The sequence below is a fragment of the Specibacter sp. RAF43 genome, from assembly GCF_052114065.1.
Classification (GTDB): Bacteria; Actinomycetota; Actinomycetes; order Actinomycetales; family Micrococcaceae; genus Specibacter.
This window is the reverse complement of sequence record NZ_JBFREA010000002.1, coordinates 101,527-116,510: the sequence shown is the minus strand read 5'-3', so window position 1 is coordinate 116,510 and position 14,984 is coordinate 101,527. Positions and strand designations below refer to the sequence as shown.

10 protein-coding genes and 1 pseudogene are annotated in these 14,984 nt (G+C 65.7%); 4 read left to right on the top strand and 7 right to left on the bottom strand.

Features of this window, described 5'->3' with window-relative positions:
• The first annotated feature begins 1 nt into the window (after position 1).
• The 3 genes from AB4Y80_RS02135 (at position 2) to AB4Y80_RS02125 (ending at position 4,675) form a co-directional block, all read left to right on the top strand.
• Positions 2-865: a universal stress protein gene (locus AB4Y80_RS02135; RefSeq protein WP_442211651.1), complete on the top strand. Its 864-nt coding sequence runs from the start codon at positions 2-4 to the stop codon at positions 863-865.
• Positions 866-945: 80 nt separating this feature from the next.
• Positions 946-1,416 carry a pyridoxamine 5'-phosphate oxidase family protein gene (locus AB4Y80_RS02130; protein ID WP_442211650.1) on the top strand — a complete coding sequence of 157 codons (471 nt, stop codon included), beginning with the start codon at positions 946-948 and terminating at the stop codon, positions 1,414-1,416.
• A gap of 118 nt (positions 1,417-1,534) precedes the next feature.
• Positions 1,535-4,675, top strand: a complete 3,141-nt coding sequence (locus AB4Y80_RS02125) for an HAD-IA family hydrolase (RefSeq protein ID WP_442211649.1) — start codon at positions 1,535-1,537, stop codon at positions 4,673-4,675.
• Here the strand turns inward: AB4Y80_RS02125 and AB4Y80_RS02120 are convergent.
• A pseudogene (locus AB4Y80_RS02120) lies at positions 4,672-5,091 on the bottom strand (putative PEP-binding protein); the annotation flags it as partial. The gene AB4Y80_RS02125 and the pseudogene AB4Y80_RS02120 sit on opposite strands and share 4 nt — an antisense overlap.
• Before the next feature lie 81 nt (positions 5,092-5,172).
• Positions 5,173-5,343, bottom strand: a complete 171-nt coding sequence (locus AB4Y80_RS02115) for a PEP/pyruvate-binding domain-containing protein (RefSeq protein WP_442211648.1) — start codon at positions 5,341-5,343, stop codon at positions 5,173-5,175.
• A gap of 161 nt (positions 5,344-5,504) precedes the next feature.
• Here AB4Y80_RS02115 and AB4Y80_RS02110 point away from each other — a divergent pair, with 161 nt between their 5' ends.
• Positions 5,505-6,938, top strand: a complete 1,434-nt coding sequence (locus tag AB4Y80_RS02110) for a DUF4389 domain-containing protein (RefSeq protein WP_442211647.1) — start codon at positions 5,505-5,507, stop codon at positions 6,936-6,938.
• Here AB4Y80_RS02110 and AB4Y80_RS02105 read toward each other — a convergent pair.
• From AB4Y80_RS02105 to AB4Y80_RS02085, 5 genes are all read right to left on the bottom strand, one after another.
• On the bottom strand, positions 6,838-8,130 hold the full coding sequence (locus AB4Y80_RS02105; protein ID WP_442211646.1) for an MFS transporter: 1,293 nt from the start codon (positions 8,128-8,130) through the stop codon (positions 6,838-6,840). The genes AB4Y80_RS02110 and AB4Y80_RS02105 overlap by 101 nt on opposite strands.
• Positions 8,131-8,197: 67 nt before the next feature.
• Positions 8,198-8,944, bottom strand: coding sequence for a respiratory nitrate reductase subunit gamma (gene narI / locus AB4Y80_RS02100; protein ID WP_442211645.1), 747 nt, complete (start codon positions 8,942-8,944; stop codon positions 8,198-8,200).
• Position 8,945: 1 nt separating this feature from the next.
• The gene (gene narJ / locus AB4Y80_RS02095; protein ID WP_442211644.1) at positions 8,946-9,566 is read right to left on the bottom strand and encodes a nitrate reductase molybdenum cofactor assembly chaperone; all 621 of its coding nucleotides are present in this window, start codon (positions 9,564-9,566) and stop codon (positions 8,946-8,948) included.
• Positions 9,563-11,266 (bottom strand): nitrate reductase subunit beta, encoded by a 1,704-nt coding sequence (gene narH, locus AB4Y80_RS02090; protein ID WP_442211643.1) that lies wholly within the window; start codon positions 11,264-11,266, stop codon positions 9,563-9,565. Before narH ends, narJ begins: the two co-directional genes overlap by 4 nt.
• Positions 11,266-14,979, bottom strand: coding sequence for a nitrate reductase subunit alpha (locus tag AB4Y80_RS02085; RefSeq protein ID WP_442211642.1), 3,714 nt, complete (start codon positions 14,977-14,979; stop codon positions 11,266-11,268). The genes narH and AB4Y80_RS02085 overlap by 1 nt, the downstream gene beginning before the upstream one ends.
• Positions 14,980-14,984 lie beyond the last annotated feature (5 nt).

The window sequence follows — 14,984 nt, the reverse complement described above, 5'->3', positions numbered from 1 at the left end:
GGTGCAGGAATCCAAGTACGTTGTCGTTGGCTATGACGGCTCCGCCGAAGCAGCCCAAGCCGTTCGCTGGGCCGCGCACCAGGCGGTCCTGCGGAAGTGCAGCCTGCACGTTGTGCACTGCTCGCTATGGCCGATGTTGACCCAGAACCTCGCTCCTGTCCCGGGCGTGGCGGACAGCGGGCTGGAGCGTGCCGCCGAACTCACCCTCGACGACGGCGTCGCGCACGCCAAGAGCATGGCCCCGGAGTTGGACGTGCGCGCGAGCCTTGTCTATGGGTGGCCCGCCGTGCACCTGCCCAAGATGTCAGCGGGCCAGGAAATGCTGGTGGTGGGCAGCCGCGGCCTTGGCGGGTTTCTGGGGCTCCTCGTCGGGTCCGTGAGCCTGGAAATGGCCGCCACCGCTGATTGCCCGGTGGCCGTCATTCGGGCCGGCAACCATCCGGACGGGCCCGTCGTCGTCGCCGTTGACGCCTCCGGCTCCGCAGCGGCCCTGGCGGATGCCTGCGAAATGGCCTCCCTGACGGGCAGCGATCTGCGGGTCGTCCATGTCCAGCACGGTCGCAAGGGCTCGCGGCGGGCGCCGGCCGACGAGCAGCAGGCGGCGGAAGTTCTCGACGCGGCCCTGAGCTGGGCCAGGGGCAACGTGCACGGGGTGAGCGTCGATGGTGAACTGCTCAGCGACACGTCCGCCGCCCGTGCCATTGTGGCGGCGTCCGAGGATGCCGGCTTGACGGTGGTGGGCACAAGGGGGCACGGACTCATCAAGGGCTCCATCGGTTCCACCGCGCACGCCGTTCTCCACCATGCCAAGGGCCCGGTCCTGGTATCACGGCGCGGCGGAGACGATCCGGGCGAGAACAGCTAAAAGGCACGAGGCCGCCGCTCGGGTGGCCCGGGCCTTTGGGCCCTTGTTCCCCCCAACGGCGTCGCCCTACGATGGGGCACATGAGAGAAAACGCCCCGGCCCCCAAAGCAGCATCCCTGACCGCCGAACAATGCTGGAAGTTGCTATCCGAGACGTCCGTCGGACGCCTCGCGGTGACCGTGGACGGCCACCCCGACGTGTTCCCCGTGAACTACAAGGTGGACGGGGAGTCGCTCATCTTTCGAACCGGAGGCGGCACGAAGCTCAACGCCGTCAACCACGACGCATACGTCGCAGTGGAGGCCGACGCCGTCAGCGCGGAGTTCGGCATAGCGTGGAGCGTGGTGGTCAAGGGCCGTGCCGAAATCACCGCGCCGGCAGGCCAGCTTCTCAATGCCGCCGACCGGAGCCTGTTTCCCTGGCAGGGGGTCGGCAAGGACCACCTCATCCGCATCGTTCCGGAGACGGTGACGGGCAGGCGCTTCACGCTGGATGCCTCCATGACCTGGCGGGTGCCCCTGGACGACGCGATCCGGGCCGGACTGGAATAGAAGCGCCCGGCGGCACTGCGGCCACAGGCCCCTGACGCGACCGGGCGGGGATGCGATGAAACTGGAAAACCTTCCGGCTGCCCGCAGGCGCACTGGCCCGGGCGGAAAGTACGACGCCGTGATCTTCGATTTGGACGGTGTACTTTCCGACTCCGCCAAGATCCACGCGGCGGCCTGGAAGGACGTTTTTGACGCAGTACTCCCGCACCTGCCGAACGCCGACACCGCACCCTTTGATGAGGCCCGAGACTATCCGGGCTATGTTGAGGGCCGGCCCGGAATGGACGGCATCAGGGAATTTCTGGCCTCCCGCGGGGCCGGCGTGCCGGAAGGCACCGACACGGACGATGCCACCGAACTGACGGTCCACGGCCTGGCTGCCTTGCAGCAGCGCCGATTCACCGAGCAACTTACCGGGCGCGGCGTCCACGCCCTGCCGGGTGTGAAGTCCCTGCTCCGGCGCCTGCACGCGGACAACGTGCACACGGCGGTGGTCACCTCCAGCAGGAACGGCCGTCACGTGTTGGAGTCCACGGGGTTGGCGCGCCTGGTCTCCGTGCTCGTCGACGGTACGGATGCCGCCCGGCTGTCCCTGCCGGGCAAGCCGAGCCCCGCCATGTTCCTGCAGGCCGCCCGCCAGTTGCAGACCCATCCAGCGGCCACCATGGTCGTTGACGCCTCCACGTCCGGGGTGCGGGCCGCGGCGGCTGGGCGGTTTGGCCTGGTCGTGGGCGTGTGCACGGTGGACCACGCGGAGCGGCTGCGTGCCGCCGGTGCCACGGTACTGGTGGCCTCGCTTTCCGGGCTCGACTGGGCAACAGTGGAGATCCCGGTACCCGCACGGCGGCCTACTCCCCCGGCCCCGGACCCGTGGAGCCTTCTCAGCCATGGCTTCGACCCGGCCCACGAAGGGCGGTGGGAGACCATGTTCACGCTGGGCAACGGGTATTGGGCCACCCGCGGATCCCAGCCCGGCTCCACCCAGGACGGAGTGCACTGCCCGGGAACGTACTTCGCCGGCGTCTACAACCGGCGGGTGACGACGCTCGGGCACACGGAGGTGGAGTCCGAACACCTCGTCAACGCCCCCGACTGGACCTACCTGGCCGTTTATGGACCGGGTGGGGAAGCCTACAGCGTTGGCTCCTCCCTCCTGGTGGACCACACCCGGCGCCTTGACCTGCGCCGGGGGATTCTCTCCATTGACGATACCTACGTCGATGCAGCCGGACGGGCGGTCTCGACGGCGATGCGCCGGCTTCAGTCGCAGGCCGACCCCCACCTCGCGGCCATGCAAACCCGGCTGGTGGCCGGGAACTGGTCCGGAACCATTGCCATCTGCTCGGCCATCAATACGGCCGTGGCAAACCGGAACGCCGCCGGGGACGCCATGCTCGCTGGCGGGCACCTCCTGCCTCCCACCGTCAGCCGACCCGGCACGGACGCCGTGCTGGTCGAGGCCCAAACAAGCCAATCACGGCTCACCGTTGCCCTGGCCTCGCAAACACGGGTCCTGGACCGGCACGGACATGCCGTACCCCACACGAGCCGCTTCGTCTCCGACGGCGGCTTGTTCGGCCATGAGATCACGCTCTCGCTCACCGCCGGTGAGCCCGTGATCATCGAAAAGATCGTCGCGGCCGCGACGTCCCGGGATCCGGCCTTGTCCACGGCAGGGCTGGACGCCGCGGGGCGCCTGGCCCGGGCCCCGGGCTTCGCCGAGTTGCAAGGCGAGCATGTGCGCGCGTGGCAGGGGTTGTGGTCGCGTTTTGCCGTCGAACTGCCCGCGGACACCGGGGCCGCACTAGCCATGAACCTGAACACCTTTCACGTCCTGCAATCGGTGCCGACCGGCGTCGAGCTCGACGCCGGTATTCCGGCACGAGGGCTCCATGGTGAGGGCTACCGCGGGCACATCTTTTGGGATGAACTGTTTGTCTACCCCATGCTGACCCTTCGCCGTCCGGCCCTGACCCGCTCCCTGTTGATGTACCGGTACCGACGCCTGGGCCAGGCACGGGCGGCGGCCTCGGCGGCCGGCCTCAAGGGGGCGATGTTTCCGTGGCAGAGCGGCAGCAGCGGTCGGGATGAGACACCGGCACAGCTGTTCAACACCCTTGACGGGCGGTGGATGCCCGATAACTCCCACTTGCAGGTCCATGTGGGGCTGGCGGTGGCCTACAGCGTCTGGCAGTATTACCAAGCCACCGCCGACGACGGATTCCTGGCGCAATACGGCGCGGAGATGCTGGTCGAGGTGGCACGGTTCTTTGCCGGGCTGGCAACGTATGACCCCACAGGCGACCGCTTCGACATTTCCGGGGTCATGGGCCCGGACGAGTTTCATGATGCCTACCCGGACGGCCCCGGCACGGGTCTTCGGAACAACAGCTACACGAATGTCCTTACCTCGTGGGTCTTGTCCCGGGCCGACGAAGCCATGGCAGTCCTCGCCGGATTGGACACCCCGGACGGCGCCGCGCTGTGGGCTCCCGCCGCGCAGGAGTTGCGGGACTGGGACCACATCAGCCGCCGACTGCGCGTGCACTTCCACGCAGACGGCATCATCAGCCAGTTTGACGGCTATGAAGCACTGGCCGACTTCGACTGGAAGGCCTACCGGGACAGGTACGGCGACCTCGGGCGCCTGGACCTGATCCTCCAGGCCGAGGGAGACAGCACCAACCGCTACCAGATTTCAAAGCAGGCGGACGTCCTGATGCTGTTCTACCTCTTTTCCGCCGAGGAGCTGCGCGCGATCTTCGAGCGCCTCGGCTACGCCCTGCCGGCGGCATTGGTGCGCCGGACCGTCAGTTACTTCCTGGCGCGCACCAGCCACGGGTCCACCCTGAGCCGGTTGGCACACAGCTGGGTGCTTGCTCGCAGCGACCGGGAAAAATCGTGGTCCCTGTTCAACCAGGCTTTGGAGTGCGATCTGGCCGACAGCCATGGGGGCACGACGCGCGAGGGTGTCCACCTCGGTGCCATGGCGGGCACGGTGGACATGGCCATCCGCTGCTACGGCGGGGTGGAAACCCGCCAGGATGAGCTGCTGATCCATCCGAGGCTGCCCGCGGAATTGCCCCGAGTCGTTTTCCAGCTCAGCTACCGCGGGCAACCCATCGACGTCGAGCTCACGCACAGTGCGGCGGTGTTGCGCCTGCACCCGGGGACCATGGCGCCCATCCACGTCCGGGTCGAGGGCATCCGGCGGACGCTGCATCCCGGGTCGGTGTTCCGGCTCGCCCTCCGGAACTAGCCCCTCAGCGAGAGGGACACGCGGGCTGGACCACCGGCCGCCTCGGCTGCCGCAATGACGGGGAGGGTGCGCAGGAAGCTGTCCGGATTCAGCGAGATGGAATYGATGCCCTGCGCCACCAGGAATTGTGCAAAGTCCGGGTGGTTGCTGGGCCCCTGGCCGCAGATTCCAATCCGAATCCCGACCGTGTGGGCCTTGTGGATGGCGTCGCCGATGACCGACTTTACGGCGTCGTCCCGTTCGTCGAAGATGACATTGGAGGGAACCTCGCACATCATGTAGACCTGCAGCGCCGCCTGGCCCCGGGTGAGCCCATTCTCGTTCATCACCGCCAAGACACGGTCCGCCTCGGCCAGGGTCCGGCAAAACGGAACCATCACGATCACATTCTTGAAACCGCAATGTCCCCGAAGCCGGACGATGATGGGGACCCAGTCGGGATCGGTTTGCCCAAGCACCGTGCCGCTCTTGCGGGCCTGGACCGTCTCCGGCTTGGCCTAGACGATGAACAACTCACCGGTGATGCCATCCTTGGCCCATTCCATGTCCATGGGATGTCCGTAGTGGCTCTCTATCTGCACGGCCCACCTGCCAAGGCGCACCACGTCGACGTCATCGAGCCGAACAGAGGCCGACCCCGGGTCTGCACGACCTGTTTGCGTTCTCATGTCTCTCACGATGCACCACCCCGCCGAGACCCCGTAGAGGCAAAGGTCACGTTCAGATTCCTTGTGGCCGGGACCCCCGGCTCCCAATTCAACTTCGATGACCTTTGCCTCTATCACTCCATCCGCCCGCATTGCATGGTGGCAACAAGGAAAGGACCACGATGACAAACAATCCGACGGTTCAAAATGGCAGCCCGGGTCCCGGGACGGCTCGCACCTCGGGAGCGGGCGCCATTGTCGCCCTTGTCCTGGGTACGCTTCTGGCGCTGGTTGGTGTGCTTGGGCTCGTCGGCGCGATCACCTCGGCCGTGGTGACGTCCAGACAGGGAGCGGACGGCTACTTCAGTTCGCCCCTGCGCCCGTTTTCCACCAATTCCTTTGCACTCACTTCCCCCTCTGCCCACGTCGGTGCCGACAAGCTTCCCTTTGACCTGGGCAGCCTCCGGCTCGACGCCGCATCCACGGCAGCCGGCGGCCAGGTCTTCATCGGCATCGGTGCGAAGGCTGACGTGGACAAGTATCTGAGCAATGTCCACGCAACCGAGATCACCGGCCTGTCGTCGTCGCCGTTCCAGGTGGAATACCGTGATGTGCCGGGAGCGGCCACGCCGGAGTCCCCCGCTGGGCAGGGTTTTTGGGCCGTGTCCGCCGCCGGGGCAGGGACACAACAGATCACCTTTGACCTGCGCAGCGGCGACTGGGTGGTGGTGATCATGAACGCCGATGCCCGCGCCGGTGTCTCCGTCAACATGCGGGCCGGCTTCCACTCCGAATTGTTTGGAGTCATCACCCCCGCCTTAATGGTTGGGGCGATCGTGTTCCTGATCGTCGGGGCGGGATTGATCGCGCTCGGGGCCGTCGGCCTGGGAAGGCGGGCATCTTCATCCGGGCCGGGCGCCTTGGGGCAGGGCACATCCGGGCACGAGGACAAGGTCTACCCGGCCAGGCTTTCCGGGCAACTGGACCCGCAGCTTTCCCGCGGCCTGTGGCTGGTCAAATGGCTACTGGCCATACCCCATTTCATCATTCTGTTCTTCCTGTGGTTTGCGCTGTGGGTCACAACGATCATTGCCGGATTCGCCATTCTCTTCACCGGCCGCTACCCGCGCGTGCTCTTCGACTTCGCCGTCGGGGTGCTGCGCTGGAGTTGGCGCGTCGGTTTTTACGCTTACTCGGCCCTGGGCACCGACAAGTACCCGCCATTCACCCTCGCCTCCGCCGTCTACCCGGCCGACTTCGACGTGGACTATCCCCAGCGGCTCTCCCGCCCGCTGGTCCTGGTCAAGTGGTGGCTGCTGGCCATCCCCCACCTGCTCATCATTTCCATCTTCACCAGCACGGCCTGGGCGACCTGGGGATGGAGGGAGAACTGGCCTTCGGACGCCGGGCGCACTGCCGGATTCTCCCTGCTCGGTCTCCTGGTGCTGATCGCCGCCATCATGCTGCTGTTTTCCGGCCGTTATCAGCGGACACTTTTCAACCTGATCATGGGGATCAACCGGTGGATCTACCGCGTCGCCACTTACGTTCTTCTCCTGCGGGACGACTACCCGCCGTTCCGGCTGGACCAGGGGCCGGGCGAGCCGGGGTCCTGACGCTCACCAGGGTAAACACAAAGGCCAACAGGGCCGTCACCACCAGCAGGGACAGCCCAATGGCGTACTTGTAGTTGGTCGCGTCCGGGTTGTAGGTCATGCCCATGACCAACGGCGGGAAATAGCCGCCGAGTCCCCCGGCGGCACTGACGATGCCGCCGATGGTGCCCACCTTGCCTTCCGGGGCCAGGACGCCCACCCAGGCGAACACGCCGCCCGCACCCAGGCCAAGAGCGGCGGCCATGGCAAGGAACACCGGGCCGGCCTGGACGTCCGCGACCGGTTGCAGGGCCACCAGCCAGCCCAGCACCGCCACCCCGGCCAGGGACACCAGGACCACCGGCTTCGAGCCGACCTTATCCGCCATCACGCCGCCGATCGGGCGGGCGATCACGGCGGCCAGCGCAAAGCCGGCGGTGCGGGCGCCGGCGTCCGCGGGGGAAAAGGAATAGACGTCGCGCAGGTAGGTGGGCAGGTAGGTGGCGAAGGAGACGAAGCCGCCAAACACCACCGCATACAGGAAACACATTTTCCACGTCACGGCGAGCCGGGACGCGTCCCGCATCCTGGGCATGACGGGTGCCTTGTTCGGCGTCCAGCCGGGGGCATTCTTCATGAAGACCCACACCAGCACGGCCATCACGGCCAGGACGCCGGCAATCAATAGGTGCGTCGGCACGTAGCCGATCGCCTTCACCAGCCGGGGGTTCAGGAAGGCGGCCAGGGCCGTGCCTCCCATGCCGGAGCCAAAGACCCCTGTGGCGAAGCCGCGTCGCGCGGGCGGGTACCAGGCGCTGACGAACGGGATTCCCACGGCAAAAACGGTGCCCGCCACGCCCAGCAGGAAGCCGGCGGCCAGCACCAGTGCGAAGGAGTTCAAGGACCCGCCCAACGCCACCAGCAGCACCGGGGCAATGGTGGCCACCAGCACAAACGTGAACAGGGCCCGGCCACCGTACCGGTCCGTCATGATGCCCACCACAATGCGGCCCAGTGAACCCACAAAGATGGGCATGGCCACCAGGACGCCCATGGTCCCGGCAGAGAGATTCAGTGTCTGGGCGTAGTGCGTGCTGAGGGTCGCCACCACGTTCCAGGCCCAAAACCCGACCACGGACGCGGCGGTGGCCAGCACCAGGTTTCGGGTTTGACCGCCCCGGGGAGGCGGCGCTGCTGCCCTGACTTCTGCCATGGTCTCTCCTTGCAAGACGGTGCGGTTCAGCGCGGTGGCCGGAGCATGGTGATGAGAAGGTGGCGCTTCAGCGTTGTCGGGTGTCCCGGTCCTTGGTGCCCACCGCGGACCAGCCGTGCCGGTTCGGGGCGCTGGGGCCCTTGTCCCGCGAACGATAGACGATGTAGGGACGGAACAGGTAGTGCAGCGGTGCGGTGAACGCGTGGACGAGGCGGGTGAACGGCCAGATGGTGAACAGCAGCATCCCCACCAGCGTGTGGATGTGGAACGACGCCGGCGCCGCCGCCATCGCCGCGATGTCGGGTTGAAAGACAAACAGCGACCGGAACCACGGCGAGACGGTGTCCCGGTACGTGAGCCCGTGTTCGTTAAAGAACACGCTGGCCAGGGTTGTCCACAGGCCGAAGACAATCGCGGCCAGCAACACCACGTACATGAGCTTGTCGTTGCGGGTGGTGGCCATGAAAACCGGTCCGGTCTTGCGGCGGCGATAGATCAGGATGACAATGCCGCCGAGGGTGCCGACCCCGGCAATTGTGCCGACAAACAAGGCGTTGAAGTGGTAGAGGGACTCGGTCATGCCCAGCGCTTCGGTCCATGACTTGGGGATGACCAGGCCGAAGAAATGGCCGGCTATCACCGCCAGCAGGCCGAAGTGGAAGAGCGGCGACCCTATGCGCAGCAGCCGTGATTCGTACAACTGCGAGGACCGCGTGGTCCAACCGAATTGGTCGTATTTGTAGCGCCAGATGAGCCCGCCAACCAGCACCACCACCATGAGGTACGGCAGAATGCCCCACAATATGACGTCCACGTCAGGCCCCCCTCAACGGCAGGAGGCGCGGATCATAGGGGTCCAGCCCCACAGACTCGGTGGGTGGACCGTGGCCCGCCATGCGCATGACCGCTTGCTCATTCGCCGGCGAGGCGCCGGGGAGCGTGTCGCACACGGCCTGGACCATGGCAGCATGCGGGAGGGAATCGCGCAGCAGGCCAAACTTGATGAGTTCCAAGCTGGGGCGGAACTGCTGGAGCAGCTCCTGGCCGGCCGCCAGGTCAACGGTTGCCGCGAACTCAAGGACCATGGGCAGGTAGTCCGGCAATTCGCCCTGCGTATCCACCAAGGCGTCACTGCCGCGATAGACCTTCTTAAACGCGCCGAGCACCTCGCCGCGGCGGCGGGTGTCCCCATCCGTCCAATAGGACAGGTGCAAGGCATGCCGCTTGCCGAGATCGAACTCTTTCACGTAGTCCGCCTGGGTCGCCATGAGATCGGCGGATTCCAGGGTATCCAGCACGGGGGCAAACGGCGCCAGGGCTCCGGGAAACTCGCCCAGGGCCGCCCTGATGAGGGGCACCCGGGAAACCAGCTCGGCGTCCGGGTAGGCCAGGCACCAGCCTGCAGCCATATAGGTGATCTGGGTTTTTCGACTCATGAGCTGCTCCCGGTGTCAGGGGTGCCGGTCGCGGGCCCGTCGGGATACCGTTCCGGGAAAAGACCGGGCGGGGCACCATTGCCGTCCCAGTTGAGCAAATTGACCCGGCCTTGAAGACTTCGCTCCCCGGACACGGAGTCGGAGGTTTGCCGGTTCTTCAGCGCCTGGAAGGTCTCCACGGCGACCGGGGTGGGGCGTCCGCTGGCCTCGCCAAAAGGCGAGTCCTCCATGCCCATCCCGGGTCCGCCGTCGAAGTCCAGCGAACATCCCATTTCCTCCAGGTCGTGGGCCTGCTCGGCGTGGGCCTTGGGAATCACATAGCGTTCCTCGTATTTGGCGATCGCCATCAGCCGGTACATTTCGTACATCACCGCACCGTCCATGCCCACCGATGCCGGAATGGATTCATCGGGTTCCTCGCCCAGCGTGATGCCGCGCATGTAGGACCGCATGGCTGCCAGCTTGCGCAGCACCAGGGTCACCCGGTCAACGTCGCCGGCCGTAAACAGTTCGGCAAGATACTCCACCGGGATGCGCAGGGCGTCGATGGCGCCAAAGAGGACCTCGTGGTCTTCGGCGTCGTGGCCCTGGTCGCGCAATAGGTCAACCACGGGCGACAACGGCGGCACATACCAAACCATGGGCATGGTGCGGTACTCCGGATGCAGCGGCAGGGCCACCTTGTACACCTTGGCCAGCGCGTAGACGGGGGATTTTTGCGCCGCGATGATCCAGTCTTCCTGGATGCCCTGTTCGCGCGCCGCGGCAATGACGGCCGGATCGTTGGGGTCCAGCAGCACGTCCATCTGGGCGTCGTACAAATCCCGCGGATCGGTCACGGAGGCGGCGGCGGTGACGGCATCGGCGTCGTACAGGAACAGGCCTAGATAGCGCAGCCGGCCAACGCACGTCTCGGCGCACACGGTGGGCAGGCCCACCTCGATGCGCGGGTAGCAAAACGTGCACTTCTCCGCCTTGCCCGTCTTGTGGTTGAAGTAGATCTTCTTGTACGGGCAGCCTGTCATGCACTGGCGCCAGCCACGACACTTGTCCTGGTCGACCAGCACGATCCCGTCCTCCACCCGCTTATAGATGGCCCCGGAGGGACAGGACGCCATGCAGGACGGGTTCAGGCAGTGCTCACAGATGCGCGGCAGGTAGAACATGAACGTTTGTTCAAATTCGAACTTGATCTTGTCCTCGGCCTCGCGGCGCACCTTCTCCACGATCGGATCGAGATGGCCCATCTCCGTAGTGCCGGCCAGGTCGTCGTCCCAGTTCGCGCTCCAGGTGATCTTGGTGTCCTTGCCGGTAATCAGGCTCTTGGGCCGGGCCACCGGGAAGTCGTCGCCCAGAGGGGCATCCACCAGGGTCTTGTAGTCATAGGTCCAGGGCTCGTAATAGTCCTTCAGCTCCGGCTGGATGGGGCTGGCGAAGATCCCCAGCAATTTCTTCACCCGTCCGCCGGCTTTCAACTTGAGGCGGCCGCGCTTGTTCAGCTCCCAGCCGCCCTTCCATTTTTCCTGGTCCTCGTAGCGGCGCGGGTAGCCCTGGCCGGGACGGGTCTCCACATTGTTGAACCAGACGTATTCGACGCCGGCCCGATTGGTCCAGGCCTGCTTGCACGTGACCGAACACGTGTGGCAGCCGATGCATTTGTCCAGATTCATGACCATGCCCATTTGAGCCATTACGCGCATTAGTACTGCACCTCCTGGGAACGTCGGCGAATGGTGGAAACGTTGTCCCGCTGATTGCCCGTGGGGCCAAGGTAGTTGAACGCGTAGGTCAGCTGGGCGTAGCCGCCGATCAAGTGTGATGGTTTCACCAGCAGCCTGGTCAGCGAGTTGTGGATACCGCCGCGACGCCCGGTGGCCTCGGACTTGGGCACGTCAATGGTCCGCTCCTGGGCGTGATAGACGTACACCACGCCCTCCGGCATGCGGTGGCTGACCACGGCCCGGGCCACCAGCACGCCGTTCATGTTTACACACTCCACCCATTCGTTGTCCACGACCTCAATGGAGGCGGCATCCTGCGGGCTCATCCACACGGTGGGTCCGCCGCGGGAGAGCGAGAGCATGAGCAGGTTGTCCTGGTATTCGGAGTGGATGGACCACTTGGAGTGCGGGGTCAGGTACCGAACCACCACCTCCTTGGTGCCGTTGGGGCCAAATTTTGGTTCGCCGAAGAGGCGTTGCATATCCAGCGGCGGCCGGTAGATCGGCAGCGCCTCGCCAATGTCGATCATCCAGTCGTGGTCCAGGAAGAAGTGCATGCGCCCGGTCAGTGTGTGAAACGGCTTGAGCCGTTCGATGTTCTGGGTGAACGGTGCGTACCGCCGACCACCCGATTCCGAGCCGGACCACTCGGGCGAGGTGATCACCGGCACCGGTCCGGCCTGCGTCATGGCGAAGGTGATGTGCTTTTCCTCCGAACCCTCCGCCAGGTCGGCAAGTTTCACCCCGGTCCGTTTTTCCAGCTCCCGGAAACCGCTCACGGCGAGCTGGCCGTTGGTTGTGCCGGAGAACGTCAGGACGGCCTCGGCCATCTTTGCATCCGTGTCCATGGCGGGCCGGCCGTGGGCGGCCCCGCCCACCATCACCCCGTTGGCCTTGGCCAAATAATCCAGCGCCGCATCCAGTTTGTAATGCACGTCCTTGACCGTGAAGCCGAGCTTGTCCGCCAGCGGGCCCACGGCGGCCAGCTTGTGCGCAATGGCTGTGTAATCCCTTTCGACCACCGTGAAGTTCGGCATGTTTTGCCCGGGGACCGCCGGGATGTCATCGCGGCGCCAGTCCCGGACCACGCCGCCGGGCTGGGCGATCTGCCCGGGCGTGTCGTGGAGGAGAGGCACGCTGACCAGGTCCTTGCGGGTGCCCAGGTGCGTGGCGGCCTGGCGGGAGAATTCCTCGGCCAGCAGGTGGAACAGTTCAAAGTCGGTCTTGGTTTCCCACGGCGGATCAATCGCGGGGGTGAAGGCGTGCACGAACGGGTGCATGTCAGTGGATGACAGATCGTGTTTTTCGTACCAGGTGGCCGCCGGAAAAACGACGTCGGACAGCAAGGTGGTGCTGGTCATGCGAAAGTCCGCAGACATCAGGAAGTCCAGTTTGCCCTCAGGCGCCTGGTCGTGCCAGGTCACGTCCGCGGGTTTCAGCGACGCTTCGCTGTCCTGGCCCATCACGTTGTTGTGCGTGCCCAAGAGGTTTCGCAGGAAGTATTCGTTTCCCTTGGCGGAGGAACCAAACAAGTTGGAGCGCCACAGGACCAGCGTGCGCGGCCAGTTGGCGGGCGCGTCGATGTCTTCAATGGCCGGGTTGAGCGTCCCATTCTTCAGCGACCGGGCGACCCAGGTCTTTTCATCCGGGGCCTCGCCCGCCGCCACGGCCGCAGCCGCTTCGTCGGCAAGGTCCAGGGGGTTCCTATCGAATTGGGGGTAGAACGGCATCCAGCCAAGGCGGACCGACTGGGCGAGTGCGTCCGCCGTATGGAGCCCGTCCAGATTGCCGGTGGACAGCGGGGACTTCAGAGCGTCGGCAGAGTAGCCGTCCTGCCGCCACTGGTCCGTATGCATGTACCAGTAGCCGGTGCCGATCATCGTTCGCGGCGGGCGCGACCAATCCAGGGCGTTCGCCAATGACACCCAGCCGGTGAGCGGGCGGGTCTTTTCCTGGCCCACGTAGTGTGCCCAGCCGCCGCCGTTGCGGCCCATGCACCCGGTCAGCATGACGAGCGCCAGGACGGCGCGGTACGTCGTGTCGCCGTGGAACCATTGGCAGATGCCCGCGCCCATGATGATCATCGACCGGCCCTTGGATTGCTCGGCATTGCGGGCGAATTCGCGGGCGACGCGGATGCAGGCCTGGGCCGGGACCGACGTGATCTCCTCCTGCCAGGCCGGCGTGTAGGGGGTGGACGCGTCGTCGTAGTCCGCCGCCCAATCCCCCGGCAGGCCCTCGCGTCCCACCCCGTATTGGGCGAGCATGAGGTCAAAGACGGTCGTGACCAGGTGCCCGTCGACCACGGTCGTGGGCACGCCGCGCTTAAGCACCGAGCCCGCCCCCTGGGGATCCTCGAAACACGGCAGCAGGATTTCGGCGGAGTCCGTGGAGATTTCCTTCAGGCTCAGTGCCGGGTCGATGCCCGCCAAATCGAGATTCCACTTGCCTTCACCGGTCTTTGAGTACCGGTACCCCAGGGATCCGTTGGGCACGATGGCCTGGCCGGTGACCTTGTCAAACAAGATGGTCTTGAACGCCGCGTCTTCCTCCGCGGCATGGGCGTGAAGATCGGCGGCGGTGAGGAATTTTGTGGGGCTGACGGTGCCGTCGGCACGCTGCTCCAAACGGACAAGGAACGGCAGGTCCGTGTACTGGCGCACGTAATCGGTGAAGAAGGGCACCTGGCGATCGACGAAGAATTCCTTAAGCGTCACATGGCCCATGGCCATGGCGAGGGCCGCGTCGGTGCCGGCCGCGGCGGGCAGCCATTCGTCGGCAAATTTCGTGTTGTCCGCATAGTCCGGGCTGATCGCGATGACCTTCGTGCCGCGGTAACGCACCTCAGTCATCCAGTGGGCGTCCGGGGTGCGGGTGACCGGAACGTTGGAGCCCCACATCATCAGGTAGGTGGCGTCCCACCAGTCGCCGGACTCCGGGACGTCGGTCTGGTCGCCGAACACCTGCGGGCTGGCGACGGGGAGGTCCGCATACCAGTCGTAGAAGGACGTCATGACCCCGCCGATGAGCTGGATGAAGCGGGTCCCGACGGCGTGGCTGACGATGGACATGGCCGGGATGGGAGAGAATCCGGAGCAGCGGTCGGGGCCGTAGGTCTTGATGGTGTTCACGTGAGCCGCGGCGGCGATCTCCAGCGCCTCCGCCCATGAGGTGCGCACCAAGCCGCCCTTGCCGCGGGCCTGCTGGTACCGTTTGCGCTTCCGTGGATCGGTGGTGATTTCATGGAACGCCAGCACCGGATCCTTTAGCCGGGCCTTGGCCTCACGGTACATCTCCAGCAGCACCCCGCGCGCATACGGGAAGCGCACGCGGGTGGGCGAATACGTGTACCAGGAGAAAGCGGCTCCGCGGGGACAACCGCGGGGCTCATATTCGGGGCTGTTCGGGCCGACCGAGGGGTAGTCGGTCTGCTGGGACTCCCAGGTGATGATGCCGTCCTTGACGTACACCTTCCAGGAACAGGACCCCGTGCAGTTGACCCCGTGCGTGGAGCGGACCACCTTGTCATGGCTCCACCGGTCGCGGTAAAAGATGTCGCCTGCGCGGCCTCCCTTGCGGAAAACGGCCCGGGAGTCGGCGGTCTCATCCCATTTCGTGAAGAAACGCCCGAGCTTTAACATCGCATCCGACGCCGGCCCGTCCATCCCGGAAGCAAAAGTTTCAGCAGTCATGGCCC

What these genes read in the sequence shown, in the direction of transcription:
- AB4Y80_RS02130 (WP_442211650.1), top strand. Translation starts at nt 946, where the DNA reads ATGAGAGAAAACGCCCCGGCCCCCAAAGCAGCATCCCTGACCGCCGAA.
- AB4Y80_RS02115 (WP_442211648.1), bottom strand. Translation starts at nt 5,343, where the DNA reads ATGAGAACGCAAACAGGTCGTGCAGACCCGGGGTCGGCCTCTGTTCGG.
- AB4Y80_RS02110 (WP_442211647.1), top strand. Translation starts at nt 5,505, where the DNA reads ATGACAAACAATCCGACGGTTCAAAATGGCAGCCCGGGTCCCGGGACG.
- AB4Y80_RS02105 (WP_442211646.1), bottom strand. Translation starts at nt 8,130, where the DNA reads ATGGCAGAAGTCAGGGCAGCAGCGCCGCCTCCCCGGGGCGGTCAAACC.
- narJ (WP_442211644.1), bottom strand. Translation starts at nt 9,566, where the DNA reads ATGAGTCGAAAAACCCAGATCACCTATATGGCTGCAGGCTGGTGCCTG.
- narH (WP_442211643.1), bottom strand. Translation starts at nt 11,266, where the DNA reads ATGCGCGTAATGGCTCAAATGGGCATGGTCATGAATCTGGACAAATGC.
- AB4Y80_RS02085 (WP_442211642.1), bottom strand. Translation starts at nt 14,979, where the DNA reads ATGACTGCTGAAACTTTTGCTTCCGGGATGGACGGGCCGGCGTCGGAT.